General features: G+C 70.8%; 13 protein-coding genes. 5 read left to right on the forward strand and 8 right to left on the reverse strand.

Annotated features, from left to right (window positions below):
- Positions 1 to 116: 116 nt before the first annotated feature.
- The 7 genes from Mco01_RS37950 to Mco01_RS37980 form a co-directional block, all read right to left on the reverse strand.
- The gene (locus tag Mco01_RS37950) at positions 117 to 3002 is read right to left on the reverse strand and encodes a cellulose-binding domain-containing protein (protein WP_204061661.1); all 2886 of its coding nucleotides are present in this window, start codon (positions 3000 to 3002) and stop codon (positions 117 to 119) included.
- Between the two features lie 411 nt (positions 3003 to 3413).
- Entirely contained in the window at positions 3414 to 5753 is a 2340-nt protein-coding gene (locus Mco01_RS37955; protein WP_204061662.1) for a beta-L-arabinofuranosidase domain-containing protein, read from the reverse strand.
- A 599-nt stretch (positions 5754 to 6352) separates the two neighbouring features.
- On the reverse strand, positions 6353 to 7528 hold the full coding sequence (locus Mco01_RS37960) for a glycoside hydrolase family 68 protein (protein WP_204061663.1): 1176 nt from the start codon (positions 7526 to 7528) through the stop codon (positions 6353 to 6355).
- A gap of 103 nt (positions 7529 to 7631) precedes the next feature.
- Complete coding sequence (locus Mco01_RS37965; RefSeq protein ID WP_204061664.1) at positions 7632 to 8588, reverse strand: ROK family protein; 957 nt, start codon at positions 8586 to 8588, stop codon at positions 7632 to 7634.
- 7 nt (positions 8589 to 8595) lie between these two features.
- Positions 8596 to 9420, reverse strand: coding sequence for a carbohydrate ABC transporter permease (locus Mco01_RS37970; RefSeq protein ID WP_204061665.1), 825 nt, complete (start codon positions 9418 to 9420; stop codon positions 8596 to 8598).
- On the reverse strand, positions 9417 to 10319 hold the full coding sequence (locus tag Mco01_RS37975; protein ID WP_204061666.1) for a carbohydrate ABC transporter permease: 903 nt from the start codon (positions 10317 to 10319) through the stop codon (positions 9417 to 9419). The genes Mco01_RS37970 and Mco01_RS37975 overlap by 4 nt, the downstream gene beginning before the upstream one ends.
- A 53-nt stretch (positions 10320 to 10372) precedes the next feature.
- Entirely contained in the window at positions 10373 to 11731 is a 1359-nt protein-coding gene (locus Mco01_RS37980) for an ABC transporter substrate-binding protein (protein ID WP_036323473.1), read from the reverse strand.
- 141 nt (positions 11732 to 11872) lie between these two features.
- Between Mco01_RS37980 and Mco01_RS37985 the strand changes: the two genes are divergently transcribed.
- The 3 genes from Mco01_RS37985 (at position 11873) to Mco01_RS37995 (ending at position 16628) form a co-directional block, all read left to right on the forward strand.
- Positions 11873 to 12928, forward strand: a complete 1056-nt coding sequence (locus Mco01_RS37985) for a LacI family DNA-binding transcriptional regulator (protein WP_204061667.1) — start codon at positions 11873 to 11875, stop codon at positions 12926 to 12928.
- 666 nt (positions 12929 to 13594) lie between these two features.
- Positions 13595 to 15712 carry a family 43 glycosylhydrolase gene (locus Mco01_RS37990; RefSeq protein ID WP_204061668.1) on the forward strand — a complete coding sequence of 706 codons (2118 nt, stop codon included), beginning with the start codon at positions 13595 to 13597 and terminating at the stop codon, positions 15710 to 15712.
- An 82-nt stretch (positions 15713 to 15794) separates the two neighbouring features.
- Positions 15795 to 16628 carry an SAM-dependent methyltransferase gene (locus Mco01_RS37995; protein WP_204061669.1) on the forward strand — a complete coding sequence of 278 codons (834 nt, stop codon included), beginning with the start codon at positions 15795 to 15797 and terminating at the stop codon, positions 16626 to 16628.
- 131 nt (positions 16629 to 16759) lie between these two features.
- Here the strand turns inward: Mco01_RS37995 and Mco01_RS38000 are convergent, their stop codons facing one another.
- Positions 16760 to 17785 carry a LacI family DNA-binding transcriptional regulator gene (locus Mco01_RS38000; protein ID WP_204061670.1) on the reverse strand — a complete coding sequence of 342 codons (1026 nt, stop codon included), beginning with the start codon at positions 17783 to 17785 and terminating at the stop codon, positions 16760 to 16762.
- A 191-nt stretch (positions 17786 to 17976) separates the two neighbouring features.
- Here Mco01_RS38000 and Mco01_RS38005 point away from each other — a divergent pair, with 191 nt between their 5' ends.
- On the forward strand, positions 17977 to 19260 hold the full coding sequence (locus Mco01_RS38005; RefSeq protein WP_204061671.1) for a sugar ABC transporter substrate-binding protein: 1284 nt from the start codon (positions 17977 to 17979) through the stop codon (positions 19258 to 19260).
- An 88-nt stretch (positions 19261 to 19348) separates the two neighbouring features.
- Positions 19349 to 20335 (forward strand): carbohydrate ABC transporter permease, encoded by a 987-nt coding sequence (locus Mco01_RS38010; RefSeq protein ID WP_204061672.1) that lies wholly within the window; start codon positions 19349 to 19351, stop codon positions 20333 to 20335.
- Positions 20336 to 20399 lie beyond the last annotated feature (64 nt).

The following is a 20399-nucleotide window of genomic DNA, read 5'->3' on the forward strand; positions in this document are numbered from 1 at the left end:
CCCCGACGACCCCGTGACGACCCCGGAGCCGGCCCGCGCCCCCACGCGCACGCCGGCTCCCGGCCGTCCTGTCCGGGGGCGGGACGGATCCCGCCCCCGGACCGCGGTCGGCCGTCTCAGCGGACGCCGATGGTGCGGCTGCCGAGAGACTTGGGCGCGGTGGCGGGGCTGCCGCCGACCGGCCAGAAGGGCAGGGACGTGGTGGGAGCCGAGGCCCGCTGGATCAGGTAGGACGTGCCGGCCTGCGCGGGGATCGCGATCGTCGTCCCCGTCTGGTTGCTCAGCACCGTGGTCCCCGAGCCGTCGACGACCGTCACGTTCTGACCGGGCCAGGGGTTGCGGACGTTGACGGTGCCGGTGGCCCCGGCCTCGACGGCGACCGTGACCAGGGTCCCGTTGCGGATCTGGACGTCGGCCTTGCCCTTGTGCTGGATGTACACGGTGCCGTCGGCGTTCCAGCCGCTCGGCCAGCCGGGGGCGATGCGCAGTGTGCCGTCGTAGTCCTGCACCAGGCCCTCGGTCACCGCCGCGGCCGTCACGCCCAGCTGCTCCAGGTAGGGGTTGGTCAGCTTGGAGGGATCCCAGCTGGCGAACCCGTTCTGGAACACCTGGTACTTGTTGATGTTGGCGATCAACGCGGTGCGCATCTCGGCGCCCAGTCCCAGCCGTGCCGCCTGCAGCGCGTCGAAGCTCCAGTCGGTCTCCGTGATGTAGCTGCGGTGGCTGAAGGTGCGCTTGGCCAGGTCGGACTGGTTGCCGCTGTCCCCGATCAGGTTGTACGGCCACACCGGCTCGAGGCCGAGGTTCTCCACGTTGTGCTTGGCCGCGGTGGGCTGCGCCGACAGGGCCAGCATGTCGTTGCCGGCGGAGTCCGCGGAGGGGGACAGCACCTGGGTCTGCCCGAAGTCGGTGCGGGGCAGCGGCCGGATCTTCGGGATCGCCGCCTGCAGCTGGCTGACCAGAGAGGCGTCCACGCCGAGGATCTGGGCCGCCTGCGCGGTGACCGGGAACAGCGCCTGCATCGCGGTGACGTCCGTGATCGGGTCGTTCACCGACCACTGGGTCTCATGCGCGTTGGAGTGGGTGTGCAGCAGGCCGTCCGACCCGGTCGTGGCGTGCGACAGCAGGAACCTGGCCGAGTCCCGCATCAGCGGATAGTTCGCCGACAGGAACGCCCTGTCGTCGGTGGCCAGGTAGGTCTGCCACACCCACAGCCCGATCTCCGCGCCGGAGGTGACGGTCTGGGAGTTGTAGGAGGGCGCGATGGTCGAGTCGCAGGACTCGTTGCCCGAATACCAGGTGCCGTTGCCGTTGAACCGCATCGTCTCCGGCACGCAGATCCCCTGGTGCCCGGGGTAGTGGGCGCTCGTCCAGGCCGTGATGTTGGACAGGTTGTTCCGGTAGAGGGTGAACATCGGCGAGTTCAGGGAGAACGCGCCGGCCGACAGGTTGGCCTGGATCATCATCCGCAGGTTCCAGAACCAGTACCCGGCCGGGTACCACGGCTGGGTGTCCTGGCCCACGTTGAACAGGTTCGCCTCACCGGCCTGGGTCCCCGGGAAGGTGTCCCGGTTGCTCGCCGCCATGGCGAACAGGTACAGCGTCCGCATGTTCTCGAAGTACTCGCCCGACCCGTCACTGGACGTGATCTTGATCAGGCCCACCGAGTTCCAGTAGTCGTGCCACCACGACAGCGTGCTCGCGGCCAGGTCCGCCGAACCCCGGGTCAGGTCGCCGCCCAGCAGGCCGGTCGCGGTGGTGATCGCGTTGCCGCCCTTCCAGGTCGGGGAAACCACGATGACCCGGAACGACCCGTCGCTGTTGGGCTGGAAGCTCACCTGCGCCGTACGCGAGTCCGGGGTGGAGGCCCGCACGTTGCGCCCGCCCGCGCTGACGCCCGCGAGGACGCCGAAGGTCTGCCCGGAGGTGCCGCCCCCGCAACAGTCCGTCCAGGTCTCCGACAACGTCGCCACCGACCCCGACGCCTGGGCGCTCGGGTTGCGCGGGCTCCACAGCTTCACCTGCGCGGTCTGGCTGGAGTCGGGGTCGGCTCCGGTCACGTCCACCACCAGCTGGGCGGTGTCGGCCCGCACATAGGCCTTCAGCGTCATCCCGCCGCCGGACTCGTACAGCGTCCCGTCGTGCAGGTCGAGGTATCCCCTGAAGTCGGATGCCCCGGTCAGCCGGCTCAGCCCGGGGATGACCACCTGGCCGGGCGACTTGCGGTCCGGCATGGTGTCGTTGCGGTTCAGCTGCGCGGTGAACCCGTTCGCCCCCCACGCGGCCACGCCCAGCGTGCCGTTGCCCAGCGGGACGAACTGGCTCGAGCTCGTGTTGGCGTGCGCGAGCACGATGTCCGACCGCCGCACCACGTTCGGGGTGTCCACCGCGAATCTCCCGTTCTGCCACGCGGTCGACGTGCCGGTCGGGGACACCGACGGGCTCGGCGACGGGCTGGGGCTGGGAGACGGGCTCGGCGAGGGAGAGGGAGACGGTGACGGGCTCGGGGACGGTGAAGGAGACGGTGAGGGGCTGGGCGACGGCGAGGGGCTTGGGGACGGCGACGGCGTGGGGCTCGTGGTGACGCCCCCGGTGCAGGCGACGCCGTTGAGCGCGAATGCGGCGGGCACCGGGTTCGCCGAGTTGTTCCAGGTGCCGTTGAAGCCGAAGCTGGTGCTGCCGCCGGCGGGGATGGCGGCGTTGTAGCCGGCGTCGTTCACGGTGACCTGGGAGCCCGACTGGGTGACCGAGCCGTTCCACAACTGGCTGACGGTCTGCCCGGAAGTGAACGACCAGGTCAGCTTCCAGCCGCTGACCGGGTCGCCCAGGTTGTCGATCGTCACGTTGGCGCCGAAGCCGCTCTGCCACTGACTGCTGATCGTGTAGGTGACCCGGCATGCCGTGGCGGCATGGGCCGCCAGCGCGGGAGTGAGGGCGCCGGCCACGGCGACGCCGGCGACCACGGCCAGCGCCGGCCGTAGCCGGGAGAAGATGAAACGCATCTGGGTCCTTCGAAGCGAGGGGTGGATTCAGGAGCAGGAGTCCGCACGGCCTCCCGTGTGAGTGGCCCGCACCGGGTGGCCCGCGCTGGGCCGGCCGCCCGGATGGCGAGGTCCTCGCATGCGTGATCAGGCGGCGCGGCGGCGAACGGGCCGCGCTCCGCCGGCCGTACGGCCCTGCGCATGGCATGTCTGCTCCGCTCGTCGAGAGTTCGTGACCCGCGGGGCGGGGGCGCGCCGTGCCCCGGTGCCGACGATGCCGACGGTGCCGGCCGCTCAGGCGCGGCAGTGCAGGTCCCGCCCTCGCCGGTCGCCTGACGGCCCGCCCTGTCGCTGCGGGAACCGGCGCGGTCCGCTCGCCCCATCGCCCGTAAGCGAGCGGACCGCGCCATCCCCCCGGGGAGACGTGCTCCGTCAGCCGTTGCGCAGGAGCCGCCACCGGTTTCCGGCGGCGCCGTCGTCCGGACGCTGGACGGCGAAGGCGCCCGCCGAGGTCGACCCGTTCTGGATGCCCAGCAGCTTGCCGCTGTTGACGTTGCGGATCTTGTACGTCCCGTCGCCCTGGTCGGCGAGGGTCCATCGGTGGTCGGCCGTGCCGTTGTCCGACCACTGCAGGATGCTCGCGTTGTCTGCTGTGGACATGTTCTGGACGCCGAGGACCTTGCCGCTGTTGACGTTGCGGAGCCGGATCGCGGAGCCGTCCGTGACCATGACCCAGTTGTGGTCGGCGGTGCCCGAGTCGTACCACTGCAGGGCGAGGCCGCCGTCGGCCGTGGACATGTTCTGGATGCCGAGCACCATTCCGCTGCCCACGTTGACCAGGCGGTAGTTGGCGGTGCCGCCGCCGCCCTGGCCGTTGGCGTTCCAGTAGACGGTGTAGTTCATGTTCTGCGCGTCGTAGAACGGGACCAGGTTGACGGTGGAGCCGTTGGCCGTGGCGGTGAACGCGAGCGTCGTGCTCCCGGTACGGGTGATCGACGAGGTGGTGAGCGACGGCAACGCGCTGAGCCCGGTGTTGCCGTAGTTTCCGGCGAGCACCACCGGACCGTAGGTGATGGCGGAGACGTTCGCGTTGTCGTTGGCCGCCCGCATGATCACCTTCATCGGGAGCTGGACGGTGACCGTGTCGCCACTGGTCCACGACCGGGTGAGCGTGGCATAGGAGCCCGGGGTGGCGGCGATGTTCTGCGCGCTCCCGTTGACGCTGATCGTGGCCCCGGTGGTCCAGGCCGGGATCCGGATGCGCATCGACCACGTCCCGCCGACGTTGCCGCTCACGGTCAGCGTCGTGGTGTCGGCGGCCGGGTACGACGTGGTCTGGGTGACCGTGATCCCTCGCTGGGTCCAGTCGAGCACCGACGGCATGAACAGGTTCACGATCAGCGTGGTGTCGTCGTGGAAGTAGATGGAATCCATCAGTTTGGTCTGCATCTCCAGGCCGGTGCCCTGGCAGCACCACATCGAGGTGTAGTCGGTGCTCCAGGTGCCGCCGCCCCACGCCGGGCCGACTCCCCGGCGGCCCCCCGGATTGAGCGGGGTGAAGTAGGTGATGTGCCCGTGGCTGTCGGCCGGGTTCTGCTGGCCGATCATCTGGTTGAGCAGCGCCCGTTCGAAGTAGTCGACCAGCTCGACCCGGTCCGGGGTGAGGGTGTACAGCTCCCGGGTGAGCTTCAGCATGTTGTAGGTGTTGCAGCTCTCACAGGTGTCGTTGGTGAGGTACGCCGCGATGGCGTTCGGCGCGTGGAAGTGCTCGGCCTGGCTGTTGCCGCCGATCACGTAGCTGTGCGCGTTGACGGTGATGTTCCAGGCGTTGAGCGCGATGTCCCGGTAGCGGGTGGTGCCGGTCGCCTTGTACGCCCGTGCCGCGCCGATCCACTTGGGGACCTGGGTGTTCGCGTGCAGGCCGTTGAGCTGGTCCTGGCCGGCGGCGAGCGGGTTGAACACCGCGGCGTGGTCGAACCGCTGCGCGACGGTCAGCCAGCGGGAGTCGCCGGTGTACTGGTACAGGTCGATCAGGACCGCCATCATGCCGCCGTGCTCGGTGCCCAGCACCGACTGCATCTGGCTGTAGCTCAGCCGGCCGGTGCGCCCGTCGACCCAGGCCGCCATGCGCAGCAGCACGTCCCGGGCCTGGGTGTTGTCCATGATGCGCCACACGTCCAGCAGCCCGGCCATGGTCTTGTGGATCACGTAGTACGGCACGTTGCCGTTGGTCCCCTGGCCCGCCTCCATCTTGGCGAAGTCGGACTCCGGGAAGGCGGACAGGTATCCGGCGCCGAATCCGGCGGCGCTGTCGTTGGCCTGGCACTTGGCGAACTCCGCCACCATGTAGGTGGCCTTGTCCCGGCACGTGGTGTCGCCGGTGACCGCCCACGCCTGCGCCCAGGCCGTGAGGAAGTGCCCCTGCATGTGCCCGCGGAACGGGAAGTTCGGCGCGTCCCAGCCGCCGTTGGAGGCGGCGCCGTTGGTGGACAGCCTGTGGTTGGCCCGGAAGTTGTACAGCAGCCGGTCCGCGTCGACGAAGCGCAGATAGTTCAGCGTACGGTTCTGGTTGTCCATCCACCGGCTCGCGGTCAGCCGCACCTGGCCCATGTCGAACGCGGCCGCGGAGGCGCCGGTCTCCCCACGCACGGGATTGACGGTCGCCTGCGCGGCTCGCATCCCCACGGCGGATCCGACCGCGGACCCGACCGCGGCGACGGCCGCCATCCCGGTGGCCTGCAAGAGCCGTCTGCGGCTGAGGAAGGACGACATGAACGCGCCTTTCGTACTCGGGAATGCGGGCTCGATCGCCGGCGAATGGGCGCGGTGCGGCACGGGGTGGGCCGCCGTCGGCACGTCGCCGGCCCACCCGCATCGACGCTGTTAGCGCTAACAACGACCCCCGTGAGCCCTCCCGCGAGAGGAGGTGCGCGGAGACGAGCCGATGGCACGACGTCAGCCGAGCCTCATGGGCGCGCGAACACCGGTGGGTGCGTTGTTATCGTTAACATCCTCCGGCCGGTCCCGGCTGCGGCTCCGGTCACGAACGGGCGGGTGGTGGTACCCGCAGCCAACTCCGGCACGAGGGGCACGTCAACGTATGGCCTCCCCCCGTGACACGCCTGGGCCACGAACCCCGCCCTGGCCTGGGCCTTCCGATAGGAGGCCGCGAGGCCGCCCCCGGCCGGGGGTGAAATTTTCAGCGGGCACGCCCGCCCCGCACCGACGGGGCGCCCGCGCGGGCGCCCGGTGGGAGCGCTGAGCTCACACCGGGCGCGGCGTATGCAGGCGCTCAGCTCACCCCGAGCGCCGCTCGGCCCATGCGGACGCACAGCTCGCCCGGCCCCTCCCGGGGGCTGGGCGCCCTCAGCTCACCGAGCCCCCTCCCGAGCGGGGGTCACGATGGAGGTGCGCGCTCCGTCCAGGGCGAGTTCCAGGACCGGGGCGATCGTCCCGCCGAAACAGGCGCGGGCCTCGGCGGCCCCGGCCTGCCACGGGTCTCCCCCGGCGACGGGCCGATAGTTGAGGAACCCGACCACCTGACGGTCGGGCAGCACCACCCACGCGTACGCCTGGTCGATCTGCTCTGAGGGGTTGCGGACCACCAGCCCCGACCCGTTGAGCGGCGTGTACGGACCCATGAGGGTGGGGGCGACGAAACCGTAGAGCCCGGTGAACCCGCTCCCCGGCGGGTGGAACCCGTAGCGCTGCGCCGAGAAGAAGAGATAGTACGACGAGCCGTGGACCACGACGTGCGGCCGTTCGATCTCGTGGTGGACGCCGTCGACGACGAGGAGGGGCGGCTGGAGCGACCAGCCGTCGGCCCGGGAGCCGGTGGCGAGGGCCACGGCGCCCATGAAGCCGTCGTCGCACGCGACGGACGCGGCGACGAGCAGGTACTCCTGCCCGTCGGCGGGGTCGCGGAACCAGCCGGGGTCGCGGAAGGCCCTGATCTGCCCCGGCCCCCCGTCGATCTCGTCGGCCGGCAGGTACATGCGCCCGTCGGAACGGAGCACCTCGCGGTGCTCGGCCCGCGGGTCGAGCCGGATATCGCCGCCGTCGGACACCAGACCGCCGCGCGCCTCGACGACGCACTGCGCGAACGTCGGCCGCGCCTCACCCCGCCGCCCGGCCGCCGTGTAGAACACCGACACCGTTCCGTCGGCCCGGCGGACCGCCGACCCCGACCACTCGCGGCTGCCGGGCGAGGCGCCGTCGGCGAAGGCGTCCCCCAGGTCCGTCCAACGGTCGCCGTCCTTCGCGAGCAGCCGGATGCGGGCCCGGTCGTGGCGCTCCTCCGGATGGCCGGCGGCGGGCGCGGACAGCGCCATCCAGAGCTCCCGTCCGGCGACCACCGACGTCGACCCGTCCTCGTCCTGGATCGGCCACAGGTCCCAGATGTCGTGGTGCGGCAGCACGCGCGGCTGAACCGCGAAGTCGATGAGCGGCGCCGTCGTCGCACTCCCGGCGCCGTCGGTGCTCCCCGCGCTCGCGGCGAGCAGGTCAAGGTGCCGTCGCGTCCACCGCGCCGCCGGTTCGCCGTTCACGCGGCGCCCTCGCGGCGGCCGCGGCCGCCGGCCGCCTGGACGGAGCCCGCCAGTGGCGCCGCCCCCTCGCCACGCCCCCGATAAGCCATTCGACAACCTCCAGTCATGCGCGCGGGGCGCTTCCCCGCGCGTCGTCGACAACCGCTGCCCCAGGCGAGCCCGCGTTCGGCGCGAGGTCGCGGGCGAGTTCGACGGCCCCGGTGATCCCCGAACGGCCGCCGAGGGAGGGGCCGACCACGTAGGCGGCCGTCGCCGCCGGGTCGGTCAGGGCCGGCGTGGCCGGGTAGCCGGCGGCGAGACCGAGCACCTTCGCCCGCACCGCCGGCAGCAGGGACGGGCGGCCCGCCACGCCCCCGCCCACGACGACCCGCTCGGGCGACAGGGCGTACGTCAGGGTGAGGACGGCCAGGGCCAGGTAGTCGGCCTCGAGCTCCCAGGCCCACGGGTCGTCCAGGTGCTCGGCTGGGCGTCCCCATCGCCGGCGCATCGCCTCGCCGGACGCGAGCCCCTCCAGGCAGTCGCCGTGAAAGGGACAGCTGCCCGTGAACGGGTCGCGCACCGCGTCGCGGGGGACGCGGATGTGCCCGAACTCGGGATGCAGGAGACCGTGCACCGGCCGGCCGTTCACGAGGGCGCCCACGCCGATCCCGGTGCCCACCGTCATGTACGCGAACGTCGTGAGCCCGGCGGCCGCTCCCCGCCGCCACTCCCCCAGCGCCGCGGCGTTCACGTCCGTGTCGACCTGGACGGGGACTCCGAGCGCGGCGCGCAGCGGCGACACGATGTCCGTGTCCGCCCAGCCGGGCTTGGGGGTGCTCGTGATGTGGCCGTACGTCGGCGAGCCGGGCCGCAGGTCGATCGGGCCGAAGCTGCCGACGCCGATCGCGGCCAGCGGTTCGTGACGCCGGAGGAACCGCACCGCGCCGTCGAGGGTCGCCGCGGGGGTCGTCGTGGGGATCACCTCGGTGTCGGTGATCCGCCCTCCGGCGTCGGCGACCGCGCACACCCATTTCGTCCCGCCCGCCTCGATGCCTCCGTAGACGGGCGACGTGCCGCTCATCGCCGTGTCATCCCTTCAGCGAGCCCTGCAGCAGGGCCGTGACGAAACGGCGCTGGAAGATCATGAAGATCACGAGCGTGGGCGCCAGTATCAGCAGCGACCCGGCGGACAGCAGGGGGATGTCGGTGCCCCACTGCCCCTGGAAGGCGCCCAGAGCGCCGGACATCGTCCGTTTCATCGGGTCGTCGACCAGCACGATCGCCAGGAGGAACTGGTTCCAGGTCCACAGGAACAGCAGGATGCCCAGGGACGAGAGCGCCGGCATGGCCAGCGGGACGTGGACGCGCCAGAACAGCTGCCACACGTTCGCGCCGTCGATCCGCGCGCTCTCGGACAGCTCCTCCGGCATGTTCACGAAGTGCGCCCGCATCCAGAAGACGGCGAACGGCATGAACAGCCCGATGAGCGGCAGGATGATGGCCCATCTCGTGTTCAGCAGGCCCATGTCGCGCACCTGGTAGTACAGCGGCGTGATGATGCCCTCGAACGGCAGCGTCAGGCCGAGCACGAACGTCAGGAACGCCAGGTTGCGCCCGGCCATCCGGAGGTGGCCGATGGCGAAGCCCGCCAGCGTCCCCAGCAGGAGCGAGACGGGGACCACGCCGAGGACGATGAGCGTGCTCGACTTCAGCAGCTCGCCCATATGCGCGGCCCGGAACGCCTCGGCGAAGTTGCCCCAGTGCGGGTCGCGCGGCCATTCGAGGCCCGGCGGATAGCTGCCCGACGGGTGCAGAGCCGTGACGAACAGGCTGACGAACGGCATGACCGTGATCGCCATCAGCAGGACGAGCAGCAGCCGCCCGGTCCACGCCTCGCGGCGTCCGACGATCATGATGACCTGTCCTTCGTGAGCCACTGGACGGGGAGCGCGCAGGCGAGGACGAGCACCATGAGCACGACGGCCAGCGCCGAGGCCATGCCCACCTGCCGTTCGGAGAAGGCGAGGTAGTAGATCTCGAGGCCGGGGACCATGGTGGAGTTGCCCGGGCCGCCCTGGGTGGCGATGAAGACGATGTCGAAGCTGGCCAGCGCCGCGATCACGGTCACCGTGACGCAGACGCCGATCTCCTGCCGCAGGCTGGGCACCGTGATCGAGAAGAACTCCCGCAGCGGCCCGGCGCCGTCCATCCGGGCGGCTTCGTAGACCGCCGGATCGATCTTGCTCAGACCGGCGAGGAGCAGGATCGTGCACAGGCCGAGCAACACCCAGGCGCCGATCACGCCGACCGCCGGCAGGGCGGTGGAGAAGTCGCCCAGCCAGGCCCGTGTCACCCCGCCGAGGCCGAGGTGCGAGAACACCTGGTTGACCAGCCCGTTCGACGAGAGCAGCCAGCTCCACGCGATGCCGGCCGCCACGAGCGGGATGACCTGCGGCAGGAACAGGACGGTCCGGGCCACGAGCGCGAGCCGGCTCGTGGCGATGCGCCGGATCGTCGACGCGATCGCCAGGCCCAGCAGCACCGGGATCGCGCTGAAGAACACGATCAGCTTGACCGCGTTGAGGATGGAGTCGAACAGGTCGGGGTCGGTGAAGACCTTCACGTAGTTGTCCAGCCCCGCCCAGGTGGACGGGCCGATGCCGTCCCAGCGGTAGAGCGAGTACTGGAAGGTCAGGACGATCGGCCGCAGCACGAACACCGCGTAGACGGCGAGCGCCGGAGCGACGAACAGCCAGCCGACCCAGCTGGGGGTGCGGAGCCCCGCCGCCGGGGCGGGGCTCCTCTTCTTCACCACGGCCGCCGGCCCGCGCCGAGTCCCGGTGGGATCGACCGCACCATCGATGCTCAGCTCCCCCCGACCTGGCTCTTGTAGTCGCTCTGCACCGAGGTCAGCAGCCCGTCCGGGGTCTGCTGGCCGGCGACGAGCTTCTGCAACTGCGGCGTCCAGCTCTTGGCGTAGATCGCGCCCGTGGCGTTGGCGATGAAGTCCATCGCGCCGTTGTCCTTGGAGACGTCCGCCCCCGCCTGGAGCGTGCTCGCCGTGACCGTGCCCTCGGCGACGTCCGGCATGTGGGCGTCGGCCGGACCCATGGGGTGGGAGCCGCCGACCTTCACCGCGATGTCCCTGGCCTGCGGGTCGGTGGCCACCCAGTTGAGGAAGAACGCCGCGCAGTCGGCGTTCTTCGCGCGCGACCCGATCCCGTAGGTGAGCGGGGCGGACATCGCCGCCAGCTTGCCGCCCTTCTCGGCCGGAGGCATCAGGAAGAAGCCGACGTCTCCCGGCATCTGCTTGTCGAGGTTGCCCGACTCCCAGTCGCCGTTGAACATGAACAGGCCCTGGCCGCCGATGAAGCGGCTCATCATCGTCGCGTAGTCGACGGCGTTGACGTCCTTCCAGAAGTACCCGGCCTTGATCCACTGGTCGAGGTGCTGGGTGGCCTTGAGGTTGGACGGCGTGTCGATCGTGGCGCCCGGCTTCTGGAAGATCCAGTCGTTGATCGGCGCGGCGGGGCCGTACGAGGCCATGAGGTCCTGGAGCGGGAACGCGAGCCCGCCCGTGGCCCCGCCGTTGAACTGGGCGATGGGCGCGATGCCCGCGTCCTTGGCCTTGGCGAGCGCGGCGTCGAGCTCCGCCAGCGTCGTGGGCGGGGACGACATCCCGATCTTCGCCGCGAGCTTCTTGTTGTAGAAGACGCCGGTCATGCTGAAATTCAGCCCCATGGCGTAGAGCGAGCCCTCGCCGCGGGTCTTCCCGCCCGGGCCGAGCCGCATCTGCTGGAGCTGCGAGGCCGGCCAGGAGTCCCAGCCGAACGCCTTCGCGTAGCCGTCGAGGTTCTTCAGCAGGCCGTCCTTGACCAGTTCGGAGACCTGGGGAAGCCGCATGAGGTCCGGCGGGTCGTCCGCGAGGACCCGCGGGGCGTTCTGGGTGATCACCGCGAACTGGTCCTCGCGGATGCTCCACTTCACGTTCGGGTGCTGCTTGGTGAACTCGGTGCTGAGCTCTTTCGGCAGGGGGAAGCCGGTCTCGATGTACGCCTTGAGCGTGACCGGTGCCGTGCCGCAGGTCGGTGTGGTCGAGACGGGCGTGCCGCCGGCCTCCGTCTGGGGGGCGTCGCCGCCGGGCGCCCCACAGCCCGCAGCGAGCGCCCCCACGACGACCATCAGCACCGCACCGTTCCAGCGGTTGCGAACTCGACGCGACATCTGCGTCTCCTTCATAGATCGGGGACTCGCCGCTCAGGCCGGATGCCCCGGGACTCAGGTTTGCTAAATCGGATTAGCAATGCGATAGTCTCACCATGCGTGTCGCAGGGTGTCAACCCCCACAACGCAGGAGGTCACTCGGTGAGCCCACGACGGGTCACGCTGGCCGACGTCGCCAAGATCGCCGGCGTCTCCCCGACCACGGCGTCGCTCGTGTTGTCCGGCCGGGGCCGGGAGCTGCGCATCTCGCATGACGTCGAGCAGCGCGTCATCAAGGCCGCGGACGAGTTGCAGTATCGGCCCAACATAGTCTCCGTGGGGCTGCGCACCGGCACGACGCGGACCATCGGGTTCGTCTCGGACACGGTCGCGACCTCGCGGCTCGCCGGCGACATGATCAAAGGAGCGCTCGAGGCCGCGCGCGAGCGCGGAGTGATGCTGTTCATCGGTGAGACGGAGGGGGAGTCCGAGCTGGAGCGCCACCTGCTCCAGGCGATGCACGACCGCCAGGTGGACGGGATCATCCTGGCCTCGATGTTCACGAGGACCATCAAGGTGCCGAAGGGGATGACGGCCGCCCCCGCGGTCCTGCTCAACGCGCGTCCCCGCCAGCCGTCTCCCCTGCCCTCGGTCGTCCCCGACGAGATCGAGGCCGGCCGCACCGCCGCGCGCGTCCTGCTCGACGCCGGGCACCGCGACGGCATCCACCTGATCGGCGCCGGCCCGGGCACGCGCAACATCCCCACTGGAAGCGTCGCGGCCGTGGAACGGCTCGTCGGCATCCGCGAGGAGCTGGGCGCGGCGGGGGTCAAGCCGGCCGGCGCCCGCGTCTGCCGCGACTGGCTGCCGGAGTACGGCCTCGAGGCCACGCGCGCGCTGCTGGAGACCGAGCGTCCCCGCGCCCTGATCTGCTTCAACGACCGCATCGCGCTCGGCGCCTACCAGGCGCTCGACGACTTCGGGCTGAAGGTGCCCGCGGACGTGTCCGTCGTCTCGTTCGACGACCACCCCATCGCCGCGTGGATGCGCCCCAAGCTGACGACCGTGGCCCTCCCCCACTACGAGCTCGGCCGCGCGGCCGTCGACGTCCTGTTCTCGGAGATGGGACGGGACGACGAGGACCCCGGCCGCGAGGGCGAGGTGCACCGGATCCCGATGCCGGTCCGCCTCCGTGAGTCCGTGGCCCCGCCCGCCTGACCCCCGCCTGGTCCCGGCCGGTGGCGCCCGTGAACGTTTCACCTTCGGCGCCCGCGCCGGCGGGTGCGGACGCCCGCGATCGCCCCAGATGAGCCGGGTTCCGGCGCCGCCCGGGCCCGTCGCGTCGCGCCGCGGTTCCCTTGACGGCGCCCCCGGGCGCGTATTTTGCTCCGCCACGACCCGTCCCGCGCGTACGGAGAGGAGCCCGAAGGACCTCAACGGCGAAACTTGATGCGAAGCGATCTCTACGTTAGTAAGTTGGCCCCACCTTCGAATGCCCGGCAGGCTCAGGCCCGGACGTCCGGAGTGCGGCGGGACCTCGGGGCGTCGGTACGACGCGGTCCTTCCTCATGCACAGGATCGATCGCGCGTTCTTCCGACGGGGAGGTTCTCCGTGTTCCGAAGGCCGGCCCGCGGGCCCTGCCGCACCGGCGCGGGTCATGCGCCCTGTGCGCCGCCCGCCCTGCGGGGACGTCGGCGCAGACGACCGTCCACACGACGCTTCTCGTCCCCCCTCGCCTGATACGCACGTCCCCGTTTTCCCGTCGCCGAGATGTTAGCGCTAACAGCGGCAGCCGGCGGTAGGGACCACAGGAGGCGCCGGCGAGCAGGGGCGCATCGGAACAGCGGCCGCATTCGATGGATCCACCCCCTTGGAGGATTTCCTTGTCCATCACCCGCCATCGACGCTGGCTCGCCGCCGCGATGGCCGCCGCGCTCGGTGCCGCCGGAATCGTGACCGCCGGCTCCGCCCACGCGGCCGCCGGATGCCGGGTCACCTACTCGGTGACCAACCAGTGGCCCGGCGGTTTCGGCGCCAACGTGACGATCGACAACCTGGGCGACCCCGTCAACGGCTGGAAGCTGGCGTGGTCGTTCACCGCCGGGCAGACCGTCACCCAGTTGTGGAACGGCAGCCACACCCAGTCGGGGTCGCAGGTGACCGTGAGCGACGCCGGGTGGAACGCCGCCATCCCGACCGGCGGCACCGCAAGCTTCGGGTTCAACGGCAGCTGGAACAACTCCGCCAACCCCGTCCCCGCCGCCTTCACCCTGAACGGCACCCTGTGCACGGGAGGCGTCACGACCAGTCCCAGCCCCTCACCGAGCCCCAGCCCGTCGCCCAGTCCCAGCCCGTCACCGTCGCCAAGTCCGTCACCGTCGCCAAGTCCGTCGCCAAGTCCGTCGCCAAGCCCGTCGCCGAGCCCCAGCCCCTCGCCGAGCCCGTCCCCCAGCCCGTCGCCGTCACCGTCGCCGTCGCCGTCGGGCCCGTGGCCGCCGTCGTCGACGTACTCGAACCCGGTGCTGTGGGAGGACCTGGCGGACGCGGACGTGATCCGGGTCGGCGACACCTACTACTACTCGGCCTCCACGATGCACTACTCCCCCGGCGCGCCGATCCTGCGCTCCTACGACCTGGTGCACTGGGAGTTCGCCGGGCACTCGGTCCCCACGCTCGACTTCGGGTCCAAGTACGACCTGAACGGCGGACGCGCCTACGTCAACGGCGTGTGGGCCTCGTTCCTGAACTACCGCAAGAGCAACAAGACCTTCTACTGGGGCGGCTGCATCGACTTCTCCAAGACCTACATCTACACCGCGACGTCGGTCGAGGGCCCCTGGAATCGGCACACCACGATCAACAACTGCTACTACGACGCCGGACTGCTGATCGACGACGACGACACCATGTACGTGTCGTACGGCAACACCGGCATCAGCGTGGCGCAGCTGTCCGCGGACGGGAAGACCCAGGTCCGCGCCCAGCAGGTGTTCCAGACCCCGTCCGACGTGGGGACGCTGGAGGGGTCGCGCATGTACAAGATCAACGGTAGCTACTACATCTTCCTCACCCGCCCGGCCAACGGCCAGTACATCCTGAAGTCCAGCGGCGGCCCGTTCGGCCCGTACACGATGCGGCAGGTCCTGCTGAACATGTCCGGCCCGGTCTCCGGCGGCGGCGTCCCCCACCAGGGCGGGCTCGTGCAGACCCAGAACGGCGCCTGGTACTACATGGCCTTCCAGGACGCCTACCCCGGCGGCCGCGTCCCGGTGCTGGCCCCCATCACCTGGACCTCCGACGGCTGGCCCGTGGTGCAGACGGTGAACAACGCCTGGGGCGCCTCCTACCCCTATCCCAACGTCCCGCGCCCGCCCCGGGAGGTGAAGTCCCCGACCGGGACCGACACCTTCACCGGCACCGCCCTCGGGCCGGAGTGGGAGTGGAACCACAACCCCGACACCACGAAGTACAGCGTGGGCAACGGGCTCCGGCTGCAGACGGCCACCGTGACCAACGACCTCTACTCGGCGCGCAACACGGTGACCCACCGCATCCTCGGGCCTTCGTCCACGGCCACGATCCAGCTCGACTACTCCACGATGCGGGACGGGGACCGGGCCGGGCTGGCCATGCTCCGCGACTCGTCCGCCTGGATCGGCGTCCGCCGCGACAACGGTCAGACCCGCCTGGTCGCGACCAACAACCTCACCATGAACAGCAGCTGGCAGACGACCGGCACCGGGACCGAGGTGGCCTCCACACCGGTCTCCGGCGGGCGGATCTGGCTGCGGGTCAACGCCGACATCCGGCCCGGCACCGGGCGTCAGGCACGCTTCTCCTACAGCACCGACGGGGTGAACTTCACCTCCTTCGGGCCCGCCTTCACGATGGGCAACGCCTGGCAGTTCTTCATGGGCTACCGCTTCGCCATCTTCAACTACGCCACCCAGTCCCTGGGCGGCGCCGTCACCGTCAACCGCTTCGATCTGACCACACCCTGACACCCGGGACACCGGAGGCCTCCGGGGGCGCGCGACGCCCCCGGAGGCCTCCGGGCTCACCCGAGACAGACAAGGAGCATCCATGCACGACCCGGCCCCCCATCTGAGTGCCGCCTCCCGGATCAACACCGAGATCGCGCACCCGGCCCGGATCTACGACTACCTGCTGGGCGGCAAGGACAACTTCGCCGCCGACCGCGAGGCGGCCGAGCAGCTCGTCAAGGTCTCTCCGGGCACCCGCGAGGGCGTCCGCGCCCACCGCGCCTTCCTCCGCCGGGCCGTGAGCTACCTCGCCGGTGACGCCGAGCTCACGCAGTTCCTCGACATCGGCACCGGCATCCCCACCCAGGGCAACACCCACGAGGTCGCGCAGGAGATCAACCCCGAGGCCCGCGTCGCGTACGTGGACAACGACCCGATCGTCCTCGTGCACGGCCGGGCCCTGCTGCAGGGCAACTCCCCCGGCACGACCACCGTCATCGAGGCCGACCTCCGCGAGCCCGAGGCGATCCTGTCCCATCCCGAGATCACGGCGCTGATCGACTTCAGCCGGCCGGTGGCCGTCATCCTCGCGGGCGTCCTGCACTTCGTCACCGACGAGGAGGACCCGTATGTGACGATCGACCGGTTCAAGGCGGCCGTCCCCTCGGGCAGCCACCTGCTGCTGTCGCACATCACGCTCGACTTCGCCCCGCAGGTGCGCGACGAGGACTTCACCAAGCCGTACGACAAGAGCAGCGCGCCCATGGTGCCGCGGACGCACGCCGAAGTGGCGCGGTTCTTCGACGGCTGGGAGATGGTCGACCCCGGCCTGGTCGAGGTGGTGCGGTGGCGGCCGGACGAGAGCGCCCACCAGGAGTGGATCCCGGGCGGCGGCCACGCCTGGGCCTACGGCGGCGTCGCGGTCAAGCCCTGACGACGGCGGGACCGGCGAGGCCGGGTGCCCGCACCCGGTCTCCGGCCGAAGCCTGCGCGGAGAGGGCGCCCCGGCGAATCGATTCGCCCACGGCGCATGTGCCGGCTTCGCGGCGCTCCGGTACGAAGGTCTCAGGCGCGCGGACCGCGGGGGCGGGCCGGCCCGGTCGTGCCGCGGAGGGAGATGGGCGGGGCGACCAGGAAGTGGCCGTGCGGGGTGGCGGGATCGGCGATCCGCCGGATGAGCATCTCGACGGCGCGGGCGCCGAGCTCGTCCGCGGGCACGTCGGCGGCCGTGAGCGGCGGGTGCAGGTTCTCCGCCAGGTGGCCGGCGGCGACGCCGGCGATGGAGAAGTCGCGGGGCACGACCAGGCCGGCGTTGGACAGGGCGCGGTACACGCCGGGGGTGGCGGCCTCGTTGACGGTCGCGATGGCGGTCAGCCCGGGGTGCTCGTCGAGGAGCTGTTCGACGCAGGACACCCCGGAGTTGATGTCGTCCGCGCAGCACATCTCCACGCCGTGCAGGTCGCGTTCGGCGACCGCCCGGGTGAATCCCGTCTGCGCCCGGTGGCCGGGGCCGTATCCGGCCGCCACCAGTTCCGCGGACCGGTTGACCAGGGCGATGTGGCGGTGGCCCAGGTCGGCCAGGTGGTGCACGCACTTGGCGATCAGCGTCTCGTAGTCGATGTCCACCCAGGACATCTCCTCGGGATGACGCGTGCGGCCGATGCCGACGAAGGGCAGCCCGGACTGGCGCAGACGGGTGACGCGCTCGTCCTCCAGCCGGATCTCCATGACGATGACGCCGTCCACGCGCCTGCCGGCGACCACGCGCTCGAACGAGCGGTCGTGCTCGCCTCCCGACGGTGACAGCAGGACGTCCAGGTCGGCGCGCGCCGCGGCGTCGACGACGCTGGCCACGAAGCCGAGCTGCATGTCGGTCAGCCGCCGGCTGGCCGGCGGTATGACCAGGCCGATCGTGTGGGTCCTGCCCTCCTTGAGCGCCTTCGCGACGGCGTTCGGCCGGTAGCCCAGCTCGTCGATGACCGCCTGGATGCGCCGGCGGGTCTCCTCAGAGACGGGACGCTTGCCGCTCAGCGCGTAGGAGACGGTGCTGCGCGCCACGCCCGACCGCCTGGCGATCTCCCCGATGTTCACCCGCGCTCCTCACCTGATCAGACCGACACGCACATGGTAGGTCGAATCGAGCAGACAGCGGCAGCGGCCTTCGTTACGAGGGCGTTTCCGGCGACCCCATTGACGCGGGCGGCGTCTCGTCCTATGTTCAGCGAACCGATTCGATATCGGAGGAGATAGCCGCTCAGCACGTGTCAGCGGAGGTCATAACCATGGGATCAGCGGCAGTCGGCCGGCGTGCGGCCGGCCTTGGATTAGCGGCCCTCGCGGCCGCCGGCGGTCTCGCCGGATGCTCGTCCTCGAACGACGGCGGCGGTGGAGGTGGCGGCGGAGGAACCGCCAGCCAGGCCGCCGGTGGCGGGACCTACACGATCTGGGACCCGTACCCGCAGTACGACAAGGACTCGGAGTGGGTGAAGCTGCTCACCCAGTGCGGCACCCAGGCGGGGGTGACGGTCGAGCGCACGGGCTACGACACGACCGACCTGACGAACAAGTCGCTGCTGGCGGCGCAGCAGGGCAACGCGCCGGACGTGCTGATCGTGGACAACCCGGTGGTCTCCACGCTGGCCGAGGCCGGAGTCCTGACCACGACGGAGGAGAACAAGCTCGACACCTCCGCGATCGCGCCCAACCTGCTGGCCGCGGGTCAGAGCGGCGGCAAGACCTACGGCGTCCCGATCGGGGCCAACACGCTGGCCCTCTACTACAACAGCGACGTGCTGAAGAAGGCCGGGGTGGAGGCCGACGGCATCAAGGACTGGGCGTCGCTGACCGCGGCGCTGGAGAAGGTGAAGGCGGCGGGCAAGAAGGGCATCACGTTCTCCGCGATCGGCACCGAGGAGGGCAGCTTCCAGTTCCTGCCGTGGTTCTGGGGGTCGGGGGCGAACCTCACCAAGCTGGACTCCCCTGAGGGGGTCTCGGCCGTCGCGCTGTGGACCGACTGGCTGAAGAAGGGGTACGCCCCCAACTCGGTGATCAACAACACCCAGACGACGAGCTGGCAGGAGTTCGCCACCGGCGACTTCGCCTTCGCCGAGAACGGCACCTGGCAGCTGGCCAACGCCGAGAAGGCGGGCTTCGCGTACGGCATCATCCCCATCCCGTCGAAGGGCGGCGGGACCGCGCCGGCCCCGACCGGCGGCGAGTTCGTCAGCATCCCCGTGCAGAAGGACACGGCCCGCTACGCCACCTCCCAGAAGCTGGTGACGTGCCTGACCAGCACGGACAACTCGCTCACCACCACGACCACGCTGTCGTACATCGCCCCGACCGAGCAGGTGCAGGCCAAGCAGGTCGAGCAGAACGCCGCCCTGAAGGTGTGGGTGGAGGCGGTCAAGGCGGCCAAGGGCCGTACCAGTGACAACCTCGGCACGAAGTACCCGAAGATCTCCGAGCCGATGTGGGGCGGGGTGCAGGCGGCGCTGAGCGGGTCGAAGAGCCCGCAGCAGGCGATGGCCGACGCGCAGTCCGCGGCCGCCAGCGCCACCCAGTAGGTCACCCAGGGAACAGGGGCCGGAGGTGGGTCCCGGGGCGCGCCGGCGCCCCGGGACGCCCTCCGTCCTCGCACGGATGAAGGACAGGATGAATCACGCGACACAGACGCCGCCCGCGGCCGTGGCGGGCGAACGGCGTGGACGGGATCGGGCGGCGCCGTCCCGGGGAGGGCGGCGCGGGGTCGTCCGCCGCCGGTGGGCCGGGCAGTGGACGGCGTGGGCCTTCCTGGCCCCGGTCGTCGTCTACCTGCTGATCTTCTACGCCTACCCGCTCTACCGCAACATCGAGCTGAGCCTGCGCAACTACACGGTCCGCTCGTTCGTGCAGGGCGACGCCCCGTTCACCGGGCTCGCCAACTACGCGAAGGTCGTCGGCGACGCCACGTTCGGGCCGGCGCTGTGGCACACGGTCGTGTTCACCGTGGTCTCGCTGGCCTTCCAGTTCACCATCGGGCTCGCCCTGGCGGTGTTCTTCACCCGGAACTTCCGCCTGTCGGCCACACTGCGGGCGCTGTTCCTGGTCCCGTGGCTGCTGCCGCTCATCGTGTCGTCCTCGACCTGGTCGTGGATGCTCAACAGCGACTCCGGCGTCGTCAACGCCGTTCTCGCCGCGTTCGGCATCGGGCCCGTCCACTGGCTGACCTCGCCGGACTGGTCGCTGTGGTCGGTGACCATCGCCAACATCTGGATCGGCATCCCCTTCAACCTCGTCGTGCTGTACTCCGGCCTGCAGGCCATCGACCCGGCCATCGACGAGGCCGCCGCGCTCGACGGCGCCGTCGGCTGGCGGCGGTTCCGCTCGGTGACCTTCCCTCTGCTGCGTCCCGTGTCGGCCATCACCCTGCTGCTCGGCCTCGTCTACACCCTCAAGGTGTTCGACATCATCTGGATCATGACCAAGGGCGGGCCGAGCACCTCCTCCACCACCTTCGCCACCTGGTCCTACCGCCTCGGGTTCGGCAACCTGCTGCCCGCCTTCGGCCCCGGCGCCGCCGTCGGCAACCTGCTGATCGTCATGGCGCTGGTCTTCGGCCTGATCTACATCCGCATGCAGCGACGGCAGGTGGCGGCATGACCGCGGCACGGCGCAACTGGTGGCGGACCGGGCTGGGCGTGGTGTTCACCGCCCTGATGCTGTT

It is taken from the genome of Microbispora corallina (assembly GCF_016863035.1).
Taxonomy (GTDB): domain Bacteria; phylum Actinomycetota; class Actinomycetes; order Streptosporangiales; family Streptosporangiaceae; genus Microbispora; species Microbispora corallina.